The organism is Pseudomonas sp. CCC4.1 (assembly GCF_035019225.1).
GTDB classification, from domain to species: domain Bacteria; phylum Pseudomonadota; class Gammaproteobacteria; order Pseudomonadales; family Pseudomonadaceae; genus Aquipseudomonas; species Aquipseudomonas bubulae.
This window is the reverse complement of sequence record NZ_JASJWL010000010.1, coordinates 68,305-89,668: the sequence shown is the minus strand read 5'-3', so window position 1 is coordinate 89,668 and position 21,364 is coordinate 68,305. Positions and strand designations below refer to the sequence as shown.

The following is a 21,364-nucleotide window of genomic DNA, read 5'->3' as shown; positions in this document are numbered from 1 at the left end:
AGCCCGGGGGGTTTTTACAGCCTAGATAGAGACCTGGTGGCCGGCTTGAGCACATTGTGAGCAGATACGTCATGGGGGGGGTGGCGGCCCAGGTGTTCATCTGCTGAACTGCACGCCATCAATCTGGAGTCGCTGCGACAGGCGGCACCAATGGCCACTTCCAAGGAGCTCTCCATGACCGAACCGCTGCTGATCCCCTGCCCCCACTGCAACGGCCTGAACCGCATCCCCGGCGATCGCCTGGGTGAGCACCCCAAATGCGGGCGCTGCAAAAATGAAGTATTGCTGGCCAGGCCCTTCGATTTGCAGCAAACCGATTACGCCAGCCAGATCAAGGGCGACCTGCCGCTACTGATAGATGTATGGGCCGAGTGGTGCGGGCCCTGCAAGGCCTTTGCTCCGGTATTTGAGCAGGCCGCCCGCCAACTGCTGGGCAAGTGTCGGCTTGCCAAGCTCGACAGCGAGGCCAACCAGCACCTGGCGGGGCAACTGGGCATCCGTTCGATACCCAGCCTGATCCTGTTTAAAAATGGCCGCGAAATCGCACGCCAGAGCGGTGCGTTGCCATTGCAGCAACTTGGCGCCTGGCTGCGCAGCCAAGGCATCAGCGCTTAAGCGTTCTGATCCAGGTAATCGTGCAACTCCACAAACTGCTGGGTCAGCTTGTGCCTCGGGTCGAAGTGAATCAAAGGCTGGCAGGCCTGATGCGACTCACGCATGCGTACTGAGCTGCTCAGGTACATGGGCAGCACCGGCAGCCCCTCGGCAATCAGCTCATCAAGCATTTGCTGGGGCAGGCTGGCCCGGGCCTGAAACTGGTTGACCACGATGCCCTCGACCAGCAGGTCTTCATTGTGGTCTTCCTTTAGCTCAGCGATTTCAGCCAGCAGGCCATAGAGCGCCTGACGTGAAAAACTGTCGCAATCGAACGGAATCAGCACACGATCACAGGCAATCAACGCCGATACCGCGTAAAAATTCAGCGCGGGTGGAGTGTCGACATAAATGCGGTCATAGTCTTCAGCCAGCTCGTCCAGCAACTTACGCAACTTGTTGATCTTGTGCTTGGCCTCAAGCTTGGGCTGCAAATCGGCCAATTCACCCGTAGCCGTCACTACGTGCAAGTTTTCAAAGGGTGTTTCGTAAATATCGACCCGGTTTTTCTTCGAGCCCACGCCCGCTGACAAGGTGTGTTTAAAGAACTCGGCAATCCCCATAGGGATATCATCGCCGGTCAGTCCGGTCAGGTATTGAGTAGAGTTGGCCTGGGCATCCAGATCCACCAACAACGTGCGATACCCTTCGCTGGCGCTAACCGCAGCCAGGTTACACGCGATGCTGGATTTACCCACACCGCCTTTCTGGTTAAACACCACGCGACGCATTTCAAAACCTCCGTGTACCTATGAGTGTCCGAGTGTAGATGCCCTTTGCGCGGCTTAGCTACCTTGCTAAGAAATGCCCTACATCAATCAAGAATATCTCCACAAAAACAAACGAATAAATCTCTCAAATAAAATCCATTGATCCTATTTTTCTAAATTCCCAGAAAAACCACACTGGGGCTGTAAGCAATATTTGCTACGAACCAACTGCACCGGGATAATATCGCCCCTCTGTATCAAGTGCGGCGTCGATCGGTGTCCACTTTCGCATCAAGGAAGCCTGCAAGGGCGGGATGAACTCCAGTGATCAATTTCAATATCGCCGCGTGGCGCGCCTGGGCTCCAGGCCTCGACACCGTGGCCGATTGGCAAGCCTGGAGCCAGCACCCCTGTGTACTTGCTGCCAACAGCGCAGCACCCGATGTCTCATTTTTACCCGCCATGCAACGGCGCCGCCTCAGCCGCCTGGCTCGCATGGCATTCTGCGTCGGCTGGCCATTGGCCGAAGGCCATGAAGCATTACCGCTGGTCTTTGCCTCGCGTCACGGTGAAACCCCGCGCACATTCGACATACTCAGCGACCTCGCGGCGGATCAGCCCTTGTCCCCCACGCAGTTCAGCCTCTCGGTGCATAACGCCGTGATTGGCCTGTGGTCGATCATGCGCGGCGAAACCAGCGAAATGACCGCTATTGCTGCCGCCGGAGACGGCCTGGAGCACGGCCTGATCGAAGCCTGCGCCCTGCTCAATGAAGGCGCGCCCGCCGTGTTGCTGATCATCACCGAAGAGCAGCCACCCGAGGCCTATGCACGCTGTATCAATGACGTGCCCTTCCCTTATGCCGTGGGCCTGCTGCTGACCCCGGGCGAGCAATGGCAGGTTTCACTCGCCAGTGGTACCGCAGGCATAGAACAAGCTCAATGGCCCCATGCCCTGAATCTGTTGCGCCAACTGCTCGATAAGCAGCAGAGATCATTCCAGCACACCTGGAAAAACCGCGTGTGGAACTGGCAGCACAGCCTGTGAGCGCCCGCCGTGATGCTTATGCCTGGCGCTTGATCGCCACTGCCATCAGCTTTGCACTGTTCGGTATCGGTTGCCTGTGCCTGCGTCTGGTGATTTTTCCGGTGCTGAGTTGCCTGCCGGGCGATGCCACGCGTCAGCGCGAGCGTGCCCGTTTTACCGTCAGCCGCCTGTTCTGGCTGTTTATTCGCACCATGGCGCGCATGGGCGTGCTGACCTATGACGTCCAGGGTGCCGAGCGGCTAGGCCGCCCCGGGCAGATGATCATCGCCAACCACCCGTCGCTAATCGATGTGGTTTTTTTGATCGGCCTGGTGAGAAACGCCAATTGCGTGGTCAAACAGAGCCTTTGGCAAAACCCGTTTACCCGTAGCCCTGTGCGTGCGGCGCAATACATCAGCAATGATGGCAGCGTAGACATGCTCGATAACGCTGCGGGGGCGTTGCAGCAAGGCCAGACCCTGGTGATTTTCCCGGAAGGGACGCGTACCCGGCCAGGCCATGCGCCATCCTTTCATCGCGGGGCCGCCGCGATTGCACTGCGGGGTGCGAAGATCCTTACACCGGTGGTGATCAAGGTCAGCCCCACCACGCTGACCAAGGCCGAGCCCTGGTATCGCATACCCGAGCGTCGCGTGCACTTCAGCTTTCGGGTCGGTGCCGATATAGATCCACATACATTTTCCGCGCTTGGCCCGCCGCCCAAAGCCTCGCGCCTGCTCAACGACTTCGTGCATGACTATTTTATTAAGGAGCTCGCCACAGATGAGCGATCTGAAAAACGATATTAAACAGCTGATCATCGATGCCCTGGGCCTCGAAGACATCAGTGTCAGCGACATTGGCGACGATCAAACCCTGTTTGGCGACGGCCTGGGGCTGGACTCTGTCGACGCACTGGAGCTGGGCCTGGCGATTCAAAAGACCTACGGCATCAAAATAGACGCCGACGCCAAAGATACACGCAATCATTTTTCCAACGTGGCCAGCCTTGCGGCTTTTGTCACCGCCAAACAGGCAGCCTGAGACCGAACCATGCAAAACCGTGACGACATTTTCAACACCCTGCGCGACGCTCTGGTCGAACTTTTCGAACTGGAACCCGAACGCATCACCCTGGACGCTAACCTGTATCAGGATCTGGAAATCGACAGCATTGACGCTGTCGATCTGATTGACCATATCAAGCGTAAAACCGGCAAACGAATCGCCGCTGAAGAATTCAAATCGGTGCGTACCGTCAATGACGTGGTCGAGGCGGTTTACCGCCTGGTTCACGCTGACGCATGAACCGCCTGATTGGCCTCGGCCTGTTGCTGGCCGGACTGATGTACCCCTTTGCGGTGTACTTCGGCATGGCCCATTTCGCCCCGTGGCAATTCGCGCTGCTGCTGGGCAGCCTGTGGCTGGCCCGCGCCCTGACCGGCGAACGCCGCCCGGGCAGTCTGTTGATGGCGGTGGTTGCATTGATGTTCTGCGCCCTGCTGGGGCTGTTCAACAGCCCGGCACTGTTGCGCTGGTACCCGGTGCTGGTCAGCACGTTCATGCTTTGCCTGTTCGGCCTGAGCCTGAAGTACGGGCCGCCAATGATCGAGCGGCTGGCGCGGTTGCGCGAGCCCGTGCTGCCCGATATTGCAATTGATTACACGCGGCAGGTGACCAAGGTCTGGTGCCTGTTCTTCATGCTAAACGGATTAGTCGCAGCCTCCCTGACGCTGTGGGCGCCGCTGAGCTGGTGGACGTTGTACAACGGCCTGATCGCCTACGCGCTGATGGGGCTGCTGTTTTTCATTGAATGGCTGATACGACAAAAGGTAAGAGGCCGGGCATGAATTGGATAAATCTTGAGCACCTGTTGCTCAAGGGGCACGCAGATCGCCGGGTCAGCGTTGACCCCGAACTGAACCACGACACCCTGCGTGAACGGGCCCTGCGCCTGGCGGGCGGCCTGCAACAGCGCGGCGTGCGACGCGTTGCCGTACACCTTGAAGATGCCGCCGAGCTGGCGCAGGCCTTGCTCGGTGCCTGGCAGGCCGGAGTCAGCGTGCTCTTGCCCGCCGACCTGCAAGCGCAAACCCGCCTTCGATGGGACAGCCAGGTTGACCTGTGGATAACTCAAAGCGAAGAGTTGCAGGACCTGTACGCCGATCCTCTGCCTGCAGCGCAACTGGATCTGGACCAGTGCCAGCTCAGTTTGTGCACCTCGGGCTCCAGCGGCGAACCCAAACGGATCGACAAAAGCCTGCGCCAGATGGCCAACGAGGTTCAGGCACTGGAGCAACTGTGGGGTGCTGATCTGGGTGATGCATGCATTATTGCCAGTGTGGCGGCGCAGCACATCTACGGGCTGTTGTTCCGTGTGTTGTGGCCTCTGTGCGCAGGCCGCAGCTTTGTACGCAAACAACTGGCCTTCCCTGAAGACATGCAACGCGCCAGCCGTGAGCACGCTGCTTTTGCCTGGATCGCCAGCCCGGCCTTGCTCAAGCGCATGGCCGACAACCTCGACTGGCCGGCGTTAAGCTCGGTCCGCCGAGTATTTTCTTCTGGCGGTGCCCTGCCCGAAGAAGCAGCCCGGACGCTGTTCGAACGCCTGGGCCAGTGGCCGACCGAGATCCTCGGCAGCTCCGAAACCGGCGGTATCGCCTGGCGTCAGGGGCAACACCTGTGGCAGCCCTTTGCCGATGTGCAATTGAGCCAGAGCAGTGACGGCGCCTTGATCATCGCCTCTAGCTACTTGCCCAAGGGCCATGTCGAACACACGGCTGATGCCGCCCGTATTGAAGCAGACGGGCGATTTGAGTTGCTCGGGCGACTGGATCGCATCGTCAAACTCGAAGAGAAACGTATTTCCCTGCCAATGCTGGAGCAGGCGCTGGTCTCCCATGACTGGGTAGCCGAAGCCCGCCTGGGCGTGGTGCATGACAAACGCGCCTCACTGGGCGCCCTGCTGGTGCTCAGCGCCAGTGGCCTGTTTGCCCTGCGCGAACAGGGGCGCCGAGCCCTGACCCACACCCTGCGCCAGCACTTGAGTCAGCACTGCGAAGCCGTGGCCTTGCCGCGCCGCTGGCGTTTGCTGCGCCAGTTACCACTCAACAGCCAGGGCAAGCTGCCACAGGCCCGAGTCGATGCATTGTTACTCGCACCCCGGCCCAAGCTGCCGGAAGTGTTGAGCCAAAGCGAAGACGCCGGTCAGTGGACGCTGAACCTGTCGATCCCGCCGGACCTGGCGTTCTTCAGCGGCCATTTCCCCAAAACACCGGTGTTGCCGGGTGTGGTGCAAGTGGACTGGGCAATGGTGTTGGGCCAGCAACTGCTCGACCTGCCGCCGCGTTTTGCCGGGATGGAAGTACTCAAGTTCCAGCAACTGGTGCGCCCCGGGGACGCCATTGAATTAACCCTGCGCTTTGACAGCGAACGCGCAAAATTGCACTTCGCCTACCGCAACGCCACTGCACCCTGTTCCAGTGGTCGCATCGTGCTGGAGGCCCCCTGTGGATAACAGTGATAGTCCCGTGCATAACCCCTGCGCCGTGATCCCGGTGTACAACCACGAAACCGCCGTGCCTGGCGTGGTCGCGGCCCTGCGCGCCGCCGGTTTGCCCTGTGTGCTGGTCGACGACGCCAGCAGCCCCGCCTGCGCCGCTGTTCTGGGTGAGCTTGCCCGTGGCGAAAACATCTTTCTCATTCGTCTGGCCGTCAATCAGGGCAAAGGCGGCGCAGTCATGGCCGGTCTTCGTGAAGCCATGCAACTGGGCTTTACCCATGCCCTGCAAGTGGATGCAGATGGCCAGCACGATCTGCGCAACGTCGCTACTTTCATGCGGGTTTCACAGCAAAACCCTGCAGCGCTGGTCTGCGGTTACCCACAATACGATGCCAGCGTGCCCAAGGGCCGCCTGTATGCGCGTTACCTGACCCATGTGTGGGTGTGGATCAACAGCCTTTCATTGCAGATTCCCGACTCGATGTGCGGTTTTCGGGTCTACCCGCTGGCGCCGACCCTCGCACTGATCAACTCGGTAACGCTGGGCAAGCGCATGGATTTCGACCCCGAGATCCTGGTTCGCCTGGCGTGGCGCAACCAGCCGATGTGCTGGCTGCCGACCCAGGTCCACTACCCGCAGGACGGTCTCTCGCACTTTCGCCTGTTCCATGACAATGCGCTGATTTCGAGCATGCACACCAAGCTGTTTTTCGGCATGTTGATACGCTTGCCGGGCATCCTCTGGAGGCGCTGCAAAGCATGAATGAACCTCAACAGCATTGGGCTGCCCACAAAGAGCGCGGCAGTTTCCGGCTGATGAAGCTCACCGCCCTGGGCGTCAGGTTGCTGGGCCGACGTGTGCTCAGCCCGGTGCTTTACGCCATTGTGCTGTACTTCTTTGTGTTCGGCGGCCGCGCACGACGCAGCATCTGGCAATACCAGCAGCGCCTGGCCGACTGGAGCGAGCAAAGCGAGTTGCGCCCTACTCGCTGGCGGGTATTCGGGCAGTTCATGGCGTTTGCCGACGCCCTGCTCGACAAGCTCGATGTATGGAATGGCCGTCTCAAGATCGAAGACATCGAAATCGTTGACCCCGCGCTGCTGCGCAATCAACTGCGCGGCGAACGCGGGCAGATGCTGGTAGGCGCCCACTTGGGGAACCTTGAAGTCTGCCGTGCGCTCGCCGAACTGGGCGAGCAGGTGACCATGAATGTGCTGGTTCACACCCGGCATGCCGAACACTTCAACCGCCTGCTGGGCGAAGCCGGGGCCAGCCATTTACGGTTGATTCAGGTCAGTGAACTCAACCCGGCGGTGATGCTGCAACTCAACCAGCGCCTGGAAAACGGCGAATGGCTGGCCATCGCCGGTGACCGCGTACCACTCAATGGCGGGCGCCATATAGAGGTCGGTTTCCTCGGCTATACGGCAGCATTCCCCCAAGGCCCGTGGTTGCTGGCAGGACTGCTCAAATGCCCGGTCAATCTGATGTTCTGCCTCAAACACAAAGGCCGTTATCGAGTCATCCTCGAACCCTTTGCCCGCGAAGTGGTGTGGCGACGCAATAACCGCGAGCAGGTGATCGACGACTGGGCCACGCTCTACGCCGACCGCCTGGGCTACTACTGCCTGCAGGCACCGCAACAATGGTTCAACTTTTACCCTTTCTGGAAGACCGATGACGACGCATCCGCATGAGCCAGTAACCTTCGGCCAAACCCCGTTGCGCATTGAAGACGTGCTGGCCCTGGCCAATCGTCAGGCGCCAACGCGGCTGCAGGACGACCCCGACTACCGCGAGCGCATCGCCAAGGGCGCGCGCTTTCTCGACTCGCTGCTGGACAAGGAAGGCGTGATCTATGGCGTAACCACCGGCTACGGCGACTCCTGCGTGGTTGCGGTGCCGCTGGAGCACGTCGAAGCCTTGCCCCGCCACCTCTACACCTTCCACGGTTGCGGCCTGGGCAAATTGCTCGATGCGCAAGCCACCCGCGCGGTGCTTGCGGCACGCTTGCAGTCGCTGTGCCACGGCGTGTCGGGGGTGCGCATAGAGTTGCTGGAACGATTGCAGGCCTTTATTGCCCACGACATCCTGCCACTGATCCCCGAAGAAGGCTCGGTGGGGGCCAGTGGCGACCTGACGCCACTGTCTTACGTGGCCGCAACCCTGTCGGGCGAACGCGAAGTCCTGTTCAAGGGCGAGCGCCGCCTTGCAGCAGATGTGCACCGGGAACTGGGCTGGACACCGCTGATACTTCGGCCCAAGGAAGCGCTGGCACTGATGAACGGTACCGCCGTGATGACCGGCCTCGCCTGCCTGGCCTATGCCCGCGCCGACTACCTGCTCAAACTGGCCACGCGCATCACCGCCCTCAACGTGGTGGCGCTGCAAGGCAACCCCGAGCACTTTGACGAACGCCTGTTTGCCACCAAGCCGCACCCGGGACAAATGCAGGTCGCTGCCTGGATCCGTCAGGACCTCGCCATCGATGCCCCCACCGCACCGTTGCATCGCCTGCAAGACCGCTACTCGCTGCGTTGCGCGCCCCATGTGCTGGGCGTGCTGGCAGACAGCCTGAGCTGGCTGCGCGGGTTTATCGAGACCGAACTCAACAGCGCCAACGACAACCCGATCATTGACGCCGAAGAGGAGCGCGTACTGCACGGCGGGCACTTCTACGGCGGCCATATCGCCTTTGCGATGGACAGCCTCAAGACCTTGGTGGCCAACGTCGCCGACCTGCTCGACCGCCAGCTCGCCCTGCTGGTGGACGTACGCTACAACCACGGCCTGCCGAGCAACCTGTCGGGCGCCAGCGCAGAACGGGCAATGCTCAACCACGGCTTTAAAGCGGTGCAGATAGGTACCAGCGCCTGGACTGCCGAGGCATTGAAAAACACCATGCCGGCCAGCGTCTTCTCACGCTCCACGGAATGCCATAACCAGGACAAGGTGAGCATGGGCACCATCGCCGCTCGTGATGCGATCCGCGTACTGGAGTTGACCGAGCAGGTGGCAGCGGCCACCTTGCTGGCTGCCCATCAGGGCGTTTGGCTGCGCAGCCGTGCCGAAGACGCTCGCCCGTTGCCGCCGGCGCTGGCGCAGATGCATGCCGAACTGGCCAAGGATTTTGCCCCCGTGGTTGAAGACCGCGCCCTGGAAGCCGAACTGCGTTTGTGCCTGAGCCGCATCGCCCAACAACACTGGAGGCTGCATGCGTAGTAAAGGGGTTTTTCACGTTGATACCGAAGTGTTGGTGCCGTTTTTCGACATCGATACCATGCACGTGGTGTGGCACGGGCATTACGTCAAATACCTCGAAGTGGCGCGCTGTGCGCTGCTTGACCATATCGGTCACAACTACACGCAGATGCTCGAAGCGGGTTATGCGTGGCCGGTGATCGACATGCAGTTGCGTTATGTCCGCGGCGCCACGTTCGGCCAGCGGATCAACGTGCGCGCCAGCCTGGTGGAATGGGAGAACCGCCTGAAGATTAATTATCTGATTAGCGATGCGGTCACGGGTGAGCGTTTGACTAGGGCAGTTACAGTGCAGGTGGCGGTTGAAATTGAGAGCCGGGAGATGCAATTGGCCTCGCCTGGGTGTTTTGTGCGGGCTGTAGAGCGGGTGCTGTCATGAATGGATCAAAAGCCCCTCACCCTAGCCCTCTCCCAAAGGGAGAGGGGATTGACCGCGGCGCACTCAAGAACTCAGCCATTCTGCCCCCTCTCCCTCTGGGAGAGGGCAAAGGCCGCACCCGTCTCTCATTGCTGTTCGCCGCCTTGCTGTTCACCCCACTGGCCCACGCCTTCGACCTGCAACAACTGAGCGAACAACTGGCCAAGCCCCAGGTGATCCACGGTGATTTCATCCAGGAAAAACACCTGCGCGCGCTGCCCAAGCCACTCACCAGCACCGGCACATTTGTCCTGGCCAAGGACCACGGCCTGCTCTGGCAACTGAAAACCCCGCTGCAACAGGATTACCGCATCAACGCCCAGGGCATCGCCCGACGCGACGGCACGCAATGGCAGATGCTCCCGGGCAAAAGCGCGGGCGCCGAGCAGAACCGTTTGTTCCTCGCTGTTTTGCAAGGCGACAGCAGCGGCCTGCAACGTGATTTCGACCTGCAATTACAAGGCGAACCCAGCCGCTGGGCGCTGACGCTGACACCACGTTCACTGCTGCTCAAGCAAGTGTTCACCCGGATCAATATTGAAGGCGGCGAGCTGGTGCAACGTATCGAACTGCAAGAAGCCCAAGGTGACAGCACGCTGCTAAAAATGCCAAACAGCGTCGGCAATCAACCCTTGAGCAACGCGGAGCAAAACGACTTTGCGCAGTGAGCGCTGGCTGCCACGGGCCTTTCTGGTTCTGTTGCTGGCCGTGATGGCACTGGCTGGCTGGCAGTGGCGCCACGGTGCGCCGCTGTCGGCCAACCTGATGGAGCTGGTGCCGGGCGACACACCGGATGCGCTGGAGCTCAGCGCCGAACAGCGCATGCAAGAGCCCCTGAACCGCGAAATGCTGGTGCTGGTCGCCAGTGCAGACCGTCAGCAGGCGATCGCCAGCGCTCAACAATTGGGCGAGCAATGGCAAGCCAGCGGCCTGTTTGAAAAGGTCCAGTGGGACCTGCAAGCCGACCTCCCGGCCCTGCGCGAGCAACTGCTGCGCGGGCGTCTGGCGATGCTCTCGAACGCCGACCGTACCCAGTTGATCGAACACCCCGAGGCCTTTATCCAGCAGCGGGTGCAGGCGTTGTTCGACCCCTTTACCGGCTTTAGCCTGGTGCCCAGCCAGGATGACTGGCTGGGCCTGACCGGTCGCATTCAAAACAGCCAGCCGCAACGCGGTGCGGTGCAACTGGACATTGGCAGCGGCGCCCTGATTGCCGATGCCGACGGCAAAAGCTGGGTGCTGTTGCGCGCCCGTACGCAAGGCAATGCATTCGATATGAAGCTGCCTCTGCGGGTCGCCGAACTGCTCGAACAGAGCCGTGAGCAGGTCGCTAAAAACGATGTGCAATTACTCGCCGCCAGCGGCCTGCTGTATGCCGCCAGCGGGCAACAACAAGCCAGCCGGGAAATCACCTGGGTCGGCGGTGGTGCAACGGTGGGTATTTTGCTGCTGTTGCTGCTGGCCTTCCGGCGCTGGCGCGTGCTGCTGGCCTTCGTTCCAGTGCTGGTGGGCATGCTGTTTGGCGCCGTGGCCTGTGTCGCGTGGTTTGGCAGCATGCACGTGATGACACTGGTGCTGGGCTCCAGCCTGATCGGCGTGGCGGTGGATTACCCCCTGCATTACCTGTCCAAAAGCTGGAGCCTGAGACCCTGGCGCAGCTGGCCCGCCTTGCGCCTGACCTTGCCCGGTCTGAGCCTGAGCCTGGCCACCAGTTGCATCGGTTATCTGGCGCTGGCTTTCACGCCCTTCCCGGCGTTGACACAAATCGCCCTTTTTTCCGCGGCCGGGTTGATCGGCGCTTACTTGAGTGCGGTGTGCCTGCTGCCGGCGCTGCTCAAAGGCGTCGAGTTGCGTCCTGCGCAATGGCCACTGAACATTGCGCAAAGTCTGCTTGATGCACGCGCAGCACTGCTGGAAAAAGTCCCGACGGCTGCGCTGCTGGCACTGCTGCTGACCTTTTGTGCCGCCGGCTTGTGGCAGCTCACCAGCAAAAACGACATCCGCCAATGGGTCGGCGCCCCGCCACAGTTGATGAACGAAGCCCAGGCCATTGCGCGCATCACCGGCTATCAGCCAACCAGCCAGTTCTTTCTGGTACGCGCCGACAACGAACAGCAATTACTGGAGCGCCAGAGCAGCCTGAGCCAGCGCCTGGAACAGTTGATCGGCAGCGGCAAGTTGCAAGGCTTTCTGGCCCTCAACCAACTGGTCAGCCAGTCCGGCGAGCAACAACGATTGCGCGCCGCCCTCAGCGCGCTGCCTCAACACTGGCAGCCGCTGCTGGCGCTGGGCGTACCCGAAAGCGCCTTGCAAACCGAGCTGGCGCAGTTGCAAGCCTTGCCCGATCAGTCAATCGACGATGCGCTGGCAGGCCCGTTGGCCGAACCATGGCGAGCACTATGGCTGGGCAAAAATACCGACGGCGTCGCCGCGATGGTCAGCCTGCAAGGTTTAAATGATGCCAGCCTGTTGCGTGCGCAAACGCAGGACTTGCCCGGTGTGAAACTGGTGGATCGCCTGGGGGACTTGAACAAAGTGTTTGCGGCCACACAAATCAGCGCTGCTGAGTTGAAGCTGTTGTCATGCGCGCTGATCGTCGTGCTATTGATCGCTCCGTTCGGCTTTGGCGGAGCATTGCGCATCGTTGCGCTGCCGCTCCTCGCCGCCCTGTGCAGCCTTGCCAGCCTTGGCTGGCTGGGCCAGCCGCTGACCTTGTTCAGCCTGTTCGGCTTATTGCTGGTCACCGCCATCAGCGTCGACTACGCGATCCTGATGCGCGAGCAAATCGGTGGTGCGGCCGTCAGCTTGCTGGGCACCTTGCTGGCCGCCCTGACCACATGGCTGTCGTTTGGCTTGCTGGCGGTGTCGAGTACACCGGCGGTGAGCAATTTCGGCTTGTCGGTGAGCCTGGGGTTGGCGTTCAGCTTTATCCTCGCCCCCTGGGCCGGTAAACAGGAGCATAAGCCGTGTTGACGGGTCTGTTCTGGCTGCTGGCGTTAGTCCTGTTTGCGCTGGCCACTCACGTGGGTCGGCGCTTTCGCATGATCCCGATTGTCAGCCAGTTGTTGCTGGCGTCCATCGGTTTGCCGTTGCTGATGCTGTTCTGGATCGAGCCGCACTGGCAGCTCAACGGTGCGCAACTGGTGGCGCCGGTCTGGCTCAAAAGCCTTTACAGCCTGAGCTTCGCCCTGTTGCTGGGGACCATTTTGAGCGACGTGATTGATCTGCGACTGGACCGCCAGAGCCTGAAAATCGCCCTGCCCAGCTTTGCCGTGCCCTTCGTCAGCGGGCTCGCCTGCGCCGTCTGGCTGTTGCCCGAGCAACCCTGGCTGAATTCGCTGGCCGTGGGGCTGGTGTTTGCCATCACTGCCATCCCGGTGCTGTACCTGTACCTGCGCCATATCGACTACCAGCCTGCTGCCTCCCGTCGCCTGGTGCAAAGCGCAATTGTGATCGACCTGACCTGCTGGAGCCTGTTCGGCCTGGCCCAGGGCAGCCTGAACCTGAGCAGTGTATTACTGCCGCTGGCCGGGGCTTTATTGCCGCTGCTGATGCGCGGCCTGCGCATTCGTCAGCCGCTGTGCTACAGCCTGAGTTTTTTCGCACTGTTGGTGGTGGCTGAACATTACCGCCTCAATGCGTTGATATTTGGCGTCGGCTATCTGGTCTGCATGGCATGGCTCAAGGTACCGCTGGTGATGCCGTTAAAGGCCGTGTGGCTTGAGCGCATGCAGTCCACGCTGGCGATCCCGCTGATTCTGACGTTCGGCATTGTGCAGATTGATGTACACAGCGCCCTGGGCCAGATAAGCCCGCTGCAACTGGCGGCCCTGTTGCTTCTGCCGATGGCCAGCAAACTGCTGGGCAACTGGCTCGGACTGAGCTGGGCCACGCCCTCGTTTGCAGGCGCCAGCCGATGGCGTGAGAGCCTGCTGCTGAACATTCGCGGGTTGAGTGAGATCGTATTCCTCAACTTGCTGCTGCAACAACAGCTGATCAGTCCCGCGTTGTACTTCGCGTTGATACTGATGAGCCTCATCGCCACGCTGCTGCCGGCGCTGGCGGGTATGAGCAACCCCCCCTTGAAGTCTGCCGTGGTACCCGGCAAGGAGCGCCTGTGTCAGGAATAGAAATGGAACGTCGTCAGGTTGTAGTCATCGGTGCAGGACCGTCCGGCGCCATTGCCTCGGCCCTACTTAAACGCAAGGGCCACGATGTGCTGGTTATCGAGCGCCAGCACTTCCCGCGCTTTTCGATTGGCGAAAGCCTGCTTTCGCACTGCATCGACTTCATCGAAGAAGCGGGCATGCTGGACGCGGTGCAGGCCGCCGGCTTCCAGCTGAAAAACGGTGCTGCCTTCGCCTGGGGCGAGCAATACAGCGCCTTCGATTTTGGTGACACTTTCAGTAACGGCAAACCCACCACCTTTCAGGTGCAACGCGCGGACTTCGACAAACTGCTGGCCGATCAAGCCGCGCTGCAAGGTGTCGAAATCCGTTATGGCGAAACCGTGATCAGCACGGATATCGAGCGTGCCAAACCGCTCCTGCACATTGAACGCGAAGACACCAGCCGCTATCAGGTTGAAGCTGACTTCATTCTCGACGCCAGCGGCTACGGCCGCGTATTGCCGCGCTTGCTCGACCTTGAAGCACCGTCGAACTTTCCGCTGCGTCAGGCGGTGTTTACCCACGTGGAAGACCGTATCGATTACGCAGGTTTTGATCGCAACAAAATCCTTATTACCACCCACCCGACCCAGCGCGACATCTGGTTCTGGAGCATCCCGTTCAGCAATGGCCGCACGTCGGTGGGCGTGGTGGCGGCAGCCGGGCATTTCGAAGGCCGCAGTGAAAACCTCGACACCTGCCTGCGCAGTTTTGTCGATGAAACCCCCAGCCTGCAACGGGTGCTGGCCAATGCCGTATGGGACACTCCGGCCCGTACCCTGGGCGGTTACTCGGCCAACGTCAAAACCCTGCACGGCCCAGGTTTTGCACTGTTGGGCAACGCTGCCGAGTTCCTCGACCCGGTGTTCTCCTCGGGCGTAACCATCGCCATGCGTTCAGCGAGCATGGCGGCGGGCGTGCTGCACCGTCAGTTGCAAGGCGAGGCGGTGGACTGGCAAAGCGAGTTTGCCGAACCGCTCAAGCGCGGGGTCGACACCTTCCGTTGCTATGTTGAAGGCTGGTACGCCGGCACCTTCCAGGACGTGATCTACCACCCCGGTAGCCAGCCGCATATTCGCCGCATGATCAGCTCGATCCTGGCCGGTTATGCCTGGGACGAAAGCAACCCCTTTGTCAGCGAGTCCAGGCGCCGTTTGCGCATGCTGTCGGATATCTGCGCCACGGAGCCCGCATGAAACCTCTGAGCGATACCTACGTTGAAGAAACCCGCCTGGGGTTCTGGTTCTTGCGCAGCCACACCTGGCAGCACCATGTACTGCGGGTGGCCATCAATGACCTGCGCAGCCTGTTCAGTGATGAACTGCCAACCGCGCCGGTGATCCTCGATGCCGGTTGCGGCCAGGGCAAATCGTTCCAGTACCTGGACAAAACCTTCGCACCGAAGCGCCTGATCGGCCTCGATGCTGATCCCCTGAGCCTGCACTTGAGCGCCGAAGAAGCCCGGCGTCAGGGCATCGACATTGAGCTGATCGGCAGCGACTGCGCTGAGCTGAAGGTGGCCGATGACAGCATCGACATCCTGTTCTGTCACCAGACTTTTCATCACCTGGTGCAACAGGACCGGGCATTGGCCGAGTTCTACCGGGTGCTCAAGCCCGGTGGTTACTTGCTGTTTGCCGAGTCCACCGAAGCCTATATCGATACCTGGGTGATCCGCTGGCTGTTCCGTCACCCCATGCATGTGCAAAAAAGCGCAGCGCAATACCTGGAGATGATCCGTGACCAGGGCTTTGAATTTGAGCCACAGAATATCTCCTATCCTTACCTGTGGTGGAGTCGCTCCAAAGACTTCGGCCTGTTGGAGCGGGTTGGCTTGCTAAAGCCAAAACCGGTGGGCCAGCGTGATGAAACCCTGGTCAACGTGGTGGCGCGCAAACCCCAATCCCCTGTGGGAGCGGGTTTACTCGCGACAGGATCGCTGCTGTGAATCAGATGAACCGAGTTGCCTGCATCGCGAGCAAGCCCGCTCCCACACGGATAATGTTTGTGTGGTTAGTGATATGCATGCTGCTCAGTAGCTGCACCAGCTTGCCGCTGCCCAGGAAAACGCCAACCCTGGCCCTGCCCATGCAATTGCATATCCAGCGCGAACAGGCCGAACAACGGCAAGACTGGTTGCTGGTGATCCAGCAGCAAGGACCTGCCCTACGCTGGTCGCTGATGGACCCCCTGGGTATTCCGCTGGCGCGCCAATTACTGCAAGACGGCACCTGGCAGGCTGACGGTCTGTTGCCGCCCAACCCCGAGGCCCGCGAACTCTTCGCCGCGCTATTGTTTGCACTGACACCGGCAACTGAGCTGGCGGACAATTATCCACAAGCAAAAACTGCGGCTGACTTGCGAGTTATTGAACAGCGCTGGCAAGTGCACTACCAGCAACCCGAGGCATTTCGCATCGATATGAAGGGCGATCTGCATTACACAATCAGCCCGCTGGAGGCCGCCCCATGACTGCTTACCTCAACGCACTGGGCGTGGTCTGCTCTCTGGGCCGAGGCCCCGCCGAAGTGGCGAGCAAACTGTTTGCCGGTGACTGCTCGGGCATGCAGCGGCAAAGCGGCTGGGTGCCTGAACGCTCGCCGACCATCGGCGCGGTAAGCGGCGAACTGGCAGCGATCCCCGCTGGGCTCGAACAGCAAAACAGCCGCAACAACCGACTGTTGCTCGAAGCCGCATTGCAAATACAGGGCGATATTGAGCAAGCAATCGCTACTTTCGGCCGCGATCGTATTGCCATCGTGCTGGGCACCAGTACCTCGGGCATTGATGAAGCCAGTCAGGGCATTGCCCATTACCTGCAGCATCAGCAGTTCCCCGCTGATTACAGCTATCAGCAACAAGAGCTGAGTGCACCGGCCACGTTCCTGGCCGACTGGCTGAACATCAGCGGGCCGGCCTATGTGATCTCCACCGCCTGTACCTCCAGCGCCCGGGCGCTGATGAGCGCCCAGCGGTTGCTGGACATGAACCTGTGCGACGTAGTGCTGTGCGGCGGTGTCGACACGCTATGCAAATTGACGCTCAACGGTTTTTCGGCGCTGGAAGCGGTGGCGGATGAGCGCTGCAACCCGTTTTCGGTCAACCGTCGAGGCATCAATATCGGCGAAGCGGCAGCGCTGTTCTTGATGAGCAGGCACCCCGCCAACGGCCACACCATCGCTCTGCTCGGCGCAGGCGCCAGCAGTGACGCGCACCATATTTCCGCCCCGGAGCCCAGCGGCCGCGGCGCCGTACAAGCCATGCACAAAGCCTTGGGCCGCGCGGGTTTACAGCCCGCTCAGATCGGTTACCTGAACCTGCATGGCACCGCCACCCAGCACAACGATGCGATGGAAAGCCACGCCGTGTCGCAGGTGTTCGCCAACGGTGTGCCGTGTTCGTCGACCAAACCCATGACCGGCCATACCCTGGGTGCGGCTGGCGCGCTGGAAGCTGCCTTCTGCTGGCTGAGCCTGAGCCACGGTGGTGCTTTGGCGCCCCATGTCTGGGACGGCCAAGGCGACCCGGCGCTGCCGGCGCTAAACTGGGTTACCCCCGGCCAGACCCTCGCACCCGCCCCACAGCGCTGCCTGATGAGCAATTCGTTTGCCTTCGGCGGCAATAACGTCAGCCTGATTATCGGAGAGGCCCCATGATTGACTGGCCACTCGCCGAACTGCTGCCCCACGCTGGCGACATGATCCTGATCGATCAGGTCCTGGCGTTTGATGAAGAGCAGATTGAAACCCGCCTGATCGTAAAAGCCGGCGGCCTGTTCAACCGCGAAGACGGTAGCCTGCCCGCCTGGACAGGCATTGAATTGATGGCGCAAAGCGTCGCGGCCTACGCCGGTTGTCGCGCCCGCTTGCAGGGCCGCCCCGTGGCGCTGGGCTTTTTGTTGGGCACACGTAAATTTGAATGTAACGTCGAACATTTCCCGCTCGGCGCCCCGCTGCATATCCACGCCCTGCGCTCACTGGAAGACGACAACGGCATGGGCGTATTCGAGTGTCACCTCACCGGCCCCGGTATCCATGCCAGCGCCCGCCTGAACGTGTTCCGTCCGCCCCAGGCTGACACCTACCTTGCTCAAACACCCCGGGAGACCCGCCATGACTGAGTCCATTCTGGTCACAGGTTCCAGCCGTGGCATTGGCCGCGCCATCGCCTTGCGCCTGGCCCAAGCCGGCTTCGATCTGGTCCTGCATTGCCGTAGCGGCCGCAGCGAAGCCGATGCCGTCATGGCCGAAGTACACGCCTTGGGTCGCAGTGCCCGGGTGTTGCAATTCGACGTATCGGATCGCACCCAATGCAAAGCCATTCTGGAAGCCGACGTTGAAACCCACGGCGCCTACTACGGCGTAGTGCTCAATGCCGGCCTGACTCGCGACGGCGCCTTTCCAGCGCTGAGCGAAGACGATTGGGACGTGGTGATGCGCACCAACCTCGACGGCTTTTACAACGTGCTGCACCCGGTGATGATGCCGATGATCCGCCGCCGCGCAGCCGGGCGTATCGTCTGCATTACTTCGGTCTCGGGCCTGATCGGCAACCGCGGGCAGGTCAACTACAGCGCTTCCAAGGCCGGTTTGATCGGCGCCGCCAAGGCTCTGGCCATCGAGCTGGGCAAACGCAAAATCACCGTCAACTGCGTCGCGCCGGGGCTGATCGACACCGCCATGCTTGACGAAAACGTACCGGTAGACGAACTGATGAAAATGATCCCCGCCCAACGCATGGGCACCCCCGAAGAAGTCGCAGGGGCGGTCAACTTTTTGATGTCGGCCGAAGCGGGCTATATCACCCGCCAGGTGCTGGCCGTCAACGGAGGGTTGTGCTGATGAAACGCGTCGTTGTCACCGGCATGGCCGGTATCACCTCGCTGGGCAGTGACTGGGCCAGTATCGAAGCCAACTTTGTGGTCGGGCGCAGCGGTATCCGGCGCATGGACGAGTGGGACCGGTTCGCTGAACTTAACACCCGACTGGCCGGCCCCATTGATGACTTTGTGGTGCCCGCCCACTGGACCCGCAAGCAACTGCGCAGCATGGGCCGCGTGTCACGGCTGGCCGTCGGCGCTGCAGAGCAGGCCCTGCAGGACGCCGGCCTGCTCGACAACCCGATCATTCGCGACGGGCGCATGGGCGTAGCCTGCGGCTCGTCCACCGGCAGCACCGACGAGATCATGGCGTTCGGCAATATGCTGCTCAACTCGGTGGCAGACGGCCTCAATGCCAACAGCTACGTACGGATGATGCCGCACACCACAGCGGCCAATATCAGCATCTTCTTTGGCCTGACCGGGCGCCTGATCCCGACCTCCAGTGCCTGCACCAGCGGCAGCCAGGGGATCGGCTATGCCTACGAGGCCATCAAGTTCGGCCGCCTGCCGCTGATGCTCGCCGGCGGCGCCGAAGAACTGTGCCCCACCGAAGCGATGGTGTTTGACGCGCTGTACGCCACCAGCCTGAAAAACGACGCCCCGCACACCAGCCCACGCCCCTACGACAGTGGTCGTGACGGCCTGGTGATCGGCGAAGGCAGCGGCATGCTGGTACTCGAAGAGCTGGAACACGCACTGGCCCGTGGCGCCCATATCCACGCAGAAATCGTCGGCTTTGGCAGCAATGCCGACGGCCAGCACACCACCCGCCCGGAAGTCGGCACCATGCGCCGGGCGATGGAACTGGCACTGGAAGACGCCGGTATTGGCGCGGATGCCATCGGCTATGTAAACGGCCACGGCACCGCCACCGAACAGGGTGATATTGCCGAGACACTGGCCACCAGCGAGCTGTTCGGCAAACACATGCCCATCAGTTCGCAGAAGAGCTTTTTTGGCCATACCCTGGGCGCCTGTGGGGCGCTGGAATCCTGGTTCAGCATCGAAATGATGAACCGCGACCGCTACGTTCCCACGCTTAACCTCGATAAAGTCGACCCGCGCTGCGGCGAACTGGATTACCTGCGTGACGAGTTCCGGGTGATGCACAACGACTACGTGATGAACAACAACTTTGCCTTTGGCGGGGTCAACACATCGTTGATCTTCCGTCGCTGGGCCTGATACCTGTGGAACCCATGCAATGACTTACCTGCTGCGCATTACCTTGATTGCCCTGGCCCTGCTGACCACCGTGTCCTGCACCAGCAAACCCGTGTTCACCCCCGACCGCACATTGCATGCCTCGATCAACAGCGACCGTGCGCAAATGCAACAGGCCATCGTCAAGGCCCTGGTCGGGCGCGGCTGGACAGTGCAAAAAATCACCCCGCAACTGGTGCAGGCGCAGATCACCGTGCGCGGGCAATACCACGCTGAAATCGACATTCCGTACAGCGCCGATCATTACCGGATCCAGTACCGCGACAGCAGTGGCCTGGACTACAAGGACGGCAAGATTCACAAGAATTACATTCGCTGGGTGCGCCTGCTGGATCGCGATATCGTGCGCGACCTCAAGGACAATCAGAACGAACGCACGGCCAAGCAGCTGTCTGAAGCGGCGCGGGTAAAACCGTTGTAAGCATCAGAAACGACAAAGGCGCCTTTCGGCGCCTTATTCACAAACAGACTGGCTTGTCATAGCACTGTGTCGGTCCGGCTCTGTAATGGCTGGTTTCCCAGGATTCTCAGCGTCTCACAAGCCCCTTGCGGGTACGAATGGACTATTACTCGCGCTAAGCGTTCAGGCAACCAGCATGACGCCCGCTTATCGTTTCTGGCCGCTCTTTTACAAGCTCAAAGCGCAGCGGACAGCCGATGTTTACGAATAACCACGATGGCCCTGACCTTGATCATTCCGGCACTTCATAGCCTCTGAAATCACAAATAAGTACGCTGCCTTCTTTCGGTTGATATTGAAGTGACATTGACTGGACCCGTGCTTAAAGAAGCGATTTTGCGCAGCATTACTTTCAAGTTTCCAAGCGTGTTTTATAACTGCGCGTTTCGCAATTCTCGGCCAAACCGCAGCCCCTGCGGGCCATATCTCTTTCATTCGCAGGACATAACCTGCAAAGCCTGAACCGCGATGTAGCGCTGGCGATGGTGCATCTGATCCATCAGGCTAAAACGTCTGTGGATAAGTGACTGGCCCGGTAATACACGCTCCCAAAGCTACAACTATCGGGCGAGAGTGATACTTCCTTCGGTGCTTTGGCGATAAATCGTGTAGGGCAGCACCACCGTGTCAGCAATGGCGGAAGGCACGAAATCCAGAAGCCTGAGTGGTAGCAAGGCAGACGCTGCAATATCTTGTGAAACAGTAGGGGATGGCCCGTGCAGAATACACAGACCGTATGACACGCCACTGTAAACCCGGGGCACGGAATCACAGTAGGTTTTCCACTCTTTAAGATTACGACGCGTTACTTCATCACCACGCAATACCGTATTGGTCGTTCCACAACCGCTGAGTGCCAAGCATAAGCCAGCGAGCACTGCGTAACCTTTATGGGCCATGATCAAATCTCGATGTCAGGGGTTAATAACCTAACGACAAACGTGCACAAAAGGCGATCACCTCCCGGCATCGATTTGTTAAGAGATTTTTCGCCAAGAGGGAATCTTGCGCGCCAACATTTACCGGGCAGCGACGTCCGAGGGTCATATCTCTTTCA

The 21,364-nt window shown here is 60.4% G+C and carries 24 protein-coding genes; 22 read left to right on the top strand and 2 right to left on the bottom strand.

All coding sequences use genetic code 11. The features are described 5' to 3' along the window. Window positions 1-174: 174 nt before the first annotated feature. The gene (gene trxC / locus QN377_RS06785) at window positions 175-615 is read left to right on the top strand and encodes a thioredoxin TrxC (protein ID WP_095000889.1); all 441 of its coding nucleotides are present in this window, start codon (window positions 175-177) and stop codon (window positions 613-615) included. Here trxC and QN377_RS06780 read toward each other — a convergent pair. Then, window positions 612-1,385, bottom strand: coding sequence for a ParA family protein (locus QN377_RS06780; RefSeq protein WP_095000888.1), 774 nt, complete (start codon window positions 1,383-1,385; stop codon window positions 612-614). The genes trxC and QN377_RS06780 overlap by 4 nt on opposite strands. 303 nt (window positions 1,386-1,688) lie before the next feature. Between QN377_RS06780 and QN377_RS06775 the strand changes: the two genes are divergently transcribed. Genes QN377_RS06775 through QN377_RS06675 form a run of 21 tightly spaced genes read left to right on the top strand, consistent with a single transcriptional unit; the run spans window position 1,689 to window position 20,268 of the window. Then, the gene (locus QN377_RS06775; RefSeq protein WP_095020172.1) at window positions 1,689-2,411 is read left to right on the top strand and encodes a beta-ketoacyl synthase chain length factor; all 723 of its coding nucleotides are present in this window, start codon (window positions 1,689-1,691) and stop codon (window positions 2,409-2,411) included. Continuing rightward, window positions 2,387-3,199, top strand: coding sequence for a lysophospholipid acyltransferase family protein (locus tag QN377_RS06770; protein WP_095000886.1), 813 nt, complete (start codon window positions 2,387-2,389; stop codon window positions 3,197-3,199). The genes QN377_RS06775 and QN377_RS06770 overlap by 25 nt, the downstream gene beginning before the upstream one ends. After that, window positions 3,174-3,434 (top strand): phosphopantetheine-binding protein, encoded by a 261-nt coding sequence (locus QN377_RS06765; protein ID WP_095000885.1) that lies wholly within the window; start codon window positions 3,174-3,176, stop codon window positions 3,432-3,434. The genes QN377_RS06770 and QN377_RS06765 overlap by 26 nt, the downstream gene beginning before the upstream one ends. 9 nt (window positions 3,435-3,443) lie before the next feature. Continuing rightward, the gene (locus QN377_RS06760) at window positions 3,444-3,698 is read left to right on the top strand and encodes an acyl carrier protein (protein WP_095000884.1); all 255 of its coding nucleotides are present in this window, start codon (window positions 3,444-3,446) and stop codon (window positions 3,696-3,698) included. Next, window positions 3,695-4,240: a hypothetical protein gene (locus QN377_RS06755; protein WP_095000883.1), complete on the top strand. Its 546-nt coding sequence runs from the start codon at window positions 3,695-3,697 to the stop codon at window positions 4,238-4,240. Before QN377_RS06760 ends, QN377_RS06755 begins: the two co-directional genes overlap by 4 nt. Then, complete coding sequence (locus QN377_RS06750; RefSeq protein WP_095017713.1) at window positions 4,237-5,907, top strand: AMP-binding protein; 1,671 nt, start codon at window positions 4,237-4,239, stop codon at window positions 5,905-5,907. The genes QN377_RS06755 and QN377_RS06750 overlap by 4 nt, the downstream gene beginning before the upstream one ends. Before the next feature lie 13 nt (window positions 5,908-5,920). After that, entirely contained in the window at window positions 5,921-6,655 is a 735-nt protein-coding gene (locus QN377_RS06745) for a glycosyltransferase family 2 protein (protein ID WP_095000881.1), read from the top strand. Next, window positions 6,652-7,590, top strand: a complete 939-nt coding sequence (locus QN377_RS06740; protein WP_095000880.1) for a glycosyl transferase — start codon at window positions 6,652-6,654, stop codon at window positions 7,588-7,590. Before QN377_RS06745 ends, QN377_RS06740 begins: the two co-directional genes overlap by 4 nt. Beyond that, window positions 7,571-9,115 (top strand): HAL/PAL/TAL family ammonia-lyase, encoded by a 1,545-nt coding sequence (locus QN377_RS06735; RefSeq protein WP_095000879.1) that lies wholly within the window; start codon window positions 7,571-7,573, stop codon window positions 9,113-9,115. Before QN377_RS06740 ends, QN377_RS06735 begins: the two co-directional genes overlap by 20 nt. Continuing rightward, a complete protein-coding gene (locus QN377_RS06730) occupies window positions 9,108-9,533 on the top strand; it encodes an acyl-CoA thioesterase (protein WP_095000878.1) in 426 nt (141 codons plus the stop codon). The genes QN377_RS06735 and QN377_RS06730 overlap by 8 nt, the downstream gene beginning before the upstream one ends. Then, on the top strand, window positions 9,530-10,240 hold the full coding sequence (locus QN377_RS06725; RefSeq protein WP_232527658.1) for an outer membrane lipoprotein carrier protein LolA: 711 nt from the start codon (window positions 9,530-9,532) through the stop codon (window positions 10,238-10,240). Before QN377_RS06730 ends, QN377_RS06725 begins: the two co-directional genes overlap by 4 nt. Before the next feature lie 43 nt (window positions 10,241-10,283). Beyond that, complete coding sequence (locus tag QN377_RS06720; RefSeq protein ID WP_416194597.1) at window positions 10,284-12,545, top strand: MMPL family transporter; 2,262 nt, start codon at window positions 10,284-10,286, stop codon at window positions 12,543-12,545. After that, window positions 12,539-13,702: a sodium:proton antiporter gene (locus QN377_RS06715; RefSeq protein WP_322213997.1), complete on the top strand. Its 1,164-nt coding sequence runs from the start codon at window positions 12,539-12,541 to the stop codon at window positions 13,700-13,702. Before QN377_RS06720 ends, QN377_RS06715 begins: the two co-directional genes overlap by 7 nt. Before the next feature lie 2 nt (window positions 13,703-13,704). Continuing rightward, window positions 13,705-14,937, top strand: a complete 1,233-nt coding sequence (locus QN377_RS06710; protein ID WP_416194592.1) for an NAD(P)/FAD-dependent oxidoreductase — start codon at window positions 13,705-13,707, stop codon at window positions 14,935-14,937. After that, the gene (locus QN377_RS06705; RefSeq protein ID WP_095000874.1) at window positions 14,934-15,689 is read left to right on the top strand and encodes a class I SAM-dependent methyltransferase; all 756 of its coding nucleotides are present in this window, start codon (window positions 14,934-14,936) and stop codon (window positions 15,687-15,689) included. Before QN377_RS06710 ends, QN377_RS06705 begins: the two co-directional genes overlap by 4 nt. A gap of 5 nt (window positions 15,690-15,694) precedes the next feature. Continuing rightward, entirely contained in the window at window positions 15,695-16,213 is a 519-nt protein-coding gene (locus QN377_RS06700; RefSeq protein ID WP_165484595.1) for a DUF3261 domain-containing protein, read from the top strand. Further along, window positions 16,210-17,397, top strand: coding sequence for a beta-ketoacyl-[acyl-carrier-protein] synthase family protein (locus QN377_RS06695; protein ID WP_095000872.1), 1,188 nt, complete (start codon window positions 16,210-16,212; stop codon window positions 17,395-17,397). The genes QN377_RS06700 and QN377_RS06695 overlap by 4 nt, the downstream gene beginning before the upstream one ends. Beyond that, window positions 17,394-17,861 (top strand): hotdog family protein, encoded by a 468-nt coding sequence (locus tag QN377_RS06690; protein WP_095017717.1) that lies wholly within the window; start codon window positions 17,394-17,396, stop codon window positions 17,859-17,861. The genes QN377_RS06695 and QN377_RS06690 overlap by 4 nt, the downstream gene beginning before the upstream one ends. Further along, window positions 17,854-18,582, top strand: a complete 729-nt coding sequence (fabG, locus tag QN377_RS06685) for a 3-oxoacyl-ACP reductase FabG (RefSeq protein ID WP_095000870.1) — start codon at window positions 17,854-17,856, stop codon at window positions 18,580-18,582. Before QN377_RS06690 ends, fabG begins: the two co-directional genes overlap by 8 nt. Then, window positions 18,582-19,808, top strand: coding sequence for a beta-ketoacyl-ACP synthase (locus QN377_RS06680; protein WP_095000869.1), 1,227 nt, complete (start codon window positions 18,582-18,584; stop codon window positions 19,806-19,808). The genes fabG and QN377_RS06680 overlap by 1 nt, the downstream gene beginning before the upstream one ends. Before the next feature lie 19 nt (window positions 19,809-19,827). Beyond that, on the top strand, window positions 19,828-20,268 hold the full coding sequence (locus QN377_RS06675) for a hypothetical protein (protein WP_095000868.1): 441 nt from the start codon (window positions 19,828-19,830) through the stop codon (window positions 20,266-20,268). Between the two features lie 599 nt (window positions 20,269-20,867). On the opposite strand, the gene QN377_RS06670 is transcribed toward QN377_RS06675, so the two are convergent. Next, on the bottom strand, window positions 20,868-21,206 hold the full coding sequence (locus QN377_RS06670) for a YceK/YidQ family lipoprotein (protein ID WP_095000867.1): 339 nt from the start codon (window positions 21,204-21,206) through the stop codon (window positions 20,868-20,870). Window positions 21,207-21,364: the final 158 nt, after the last annotated feature.

Bases quoted from the DNA above. Each gene is read 5' to 3' on its own strand.
- fabG (WP_095000870.1), top strand. From the start codon at position 17,854: ATGACTGAGTCCATTCTGGTCACAGGTTCCAGCCGTGGCATTGGCCGC.
- QN377_RS06725 (WP_232527658.1), top strand. From the start codon at position 9,530: ATGAATGGATCAAAAGCCCCTCACCCTAGCCCTCTCCCAAAGGGAGAG.
- QN377_RS06730 (WP_095000878.1), top strand. From the start codon at position 9,108: ATGCGTAGTAAAGGGGTTTTTCACGTTGATACCGAAGTGTTGGTGCCG.
- QN377_RS06740 (WP_095000880.1), top strand. From the start codon at position 6,652: ATGAATGAACCTCAACAGCATTGGGCTGCCCACAAAGAGCGCGGCAGT.
- QN377_RS06680 (WP_095000869.1), top strand. From the start codon at position 18,582: ATGAAACGCGTCGTTGTCACCGGCATGGCCGGTATCACCTCGCTGGGC.
- QN377_RS06765 (WP_095000885.1), top strand. From the start codon at position 3,174: ATGAGCGATCTGAAAAACGATATTAAACAGCTGATCATCGATGCCCTG.
- QN377_RS06710 (WP_416194592.1), top strand. From the start codon at position 13,705: ATGGAACGTCGTCAGGTTGTAGTCATCGGTGCAGGACCGTCCGGCGCC.
- QN377_RS06690 (WP_095017717.1), top strand. From the start codon at position 17,394: ATGATTGACTGGCCACTCGCCGAACTGCTGCCCCACGCTGGCGACATG.
- QN377_RS06720 (WP_416194597.1), top strand. From the start codon at position 10,284: ATGGCACTGGCTGGCTGGCAGTGGCGCCACGGTGCGCCGCTGTCGGCC.
- QN377_RS06670 (WP_095000867.1), bottom strand. From the start codon at position 21,206: ATGGCCCATAAAGGTTACGCAGTGCTCGCTGGCTTATGCTTGGCACTC.
- QN377_RS06675 (WP_095000868.1), top strand. From the start codon at position 19,828: ATGACTTACCTGCTGCGCATTACCTTGATTGCCCTGGCCCTGCTGACC.
- QN377_RS06760 (WP_095000884.1), top strand. From the start codon at position 3,444: ATGCAAAACCGTGACGACATTTTCAACACCCTGCGCGACGCTCTGGTC.
- QN377_RS06700 (WP_165484595.1), top strand. From the start codon at position 15,695: ATGAACCGAGTTGCCTGCATCGCGAGCAAGCCCGCTCCCACACGGATA.
- QN377_RS06705 (WP_095000874.1), top strand. From the start codon at position 14,934: ATGAAACCTCTGAGCGATACCTACGTTGAAGAAACCCGCCTGGGGTTC.
- QN377_RS06695 (WP_095000872.1), top strand. From the start codon at position 16,210: ATGACTGCTTACCTCAACGCACTGGGCGTGGTCTGCTCTCTGGGCCGA.
- QN377_RS06780 (WP_095000888.1), bottom strand. From the start codon at position 1,385: ATGCGTCGCGTGGTGTTTAACCAGAAAGGCGGTGTGGGTAAATCCAGC.
- QN377_RS06750 (WP_095017713.1), top strand. From the start codon at position 4,237: ATGAATTGGATAAATCTTGAGCACCTGTTGCTCAAGGGGCACGCAGAT.
- QN377_RS06735 (WP_095000879.1), top strand. From the start codon at position 7,571: ATGACGACGCATCCGCATGAGCCAGTAACCTTCGGCCAAACCCCGTTG.
- trxC (WP_095000889.1), top strand. From the start codon at position 175: ATGACCGAACCGCTGCTGATCCCCTGCCCCCACTGCAACGGCCTGAAC.
- QN377_RS06755 (WP_095000883.1), top strand. From the start codon at position 3,695: ATGAACCGCCTGATTGGCCTCGGCCTGTTGCTGGCCGGACTGATGTAC.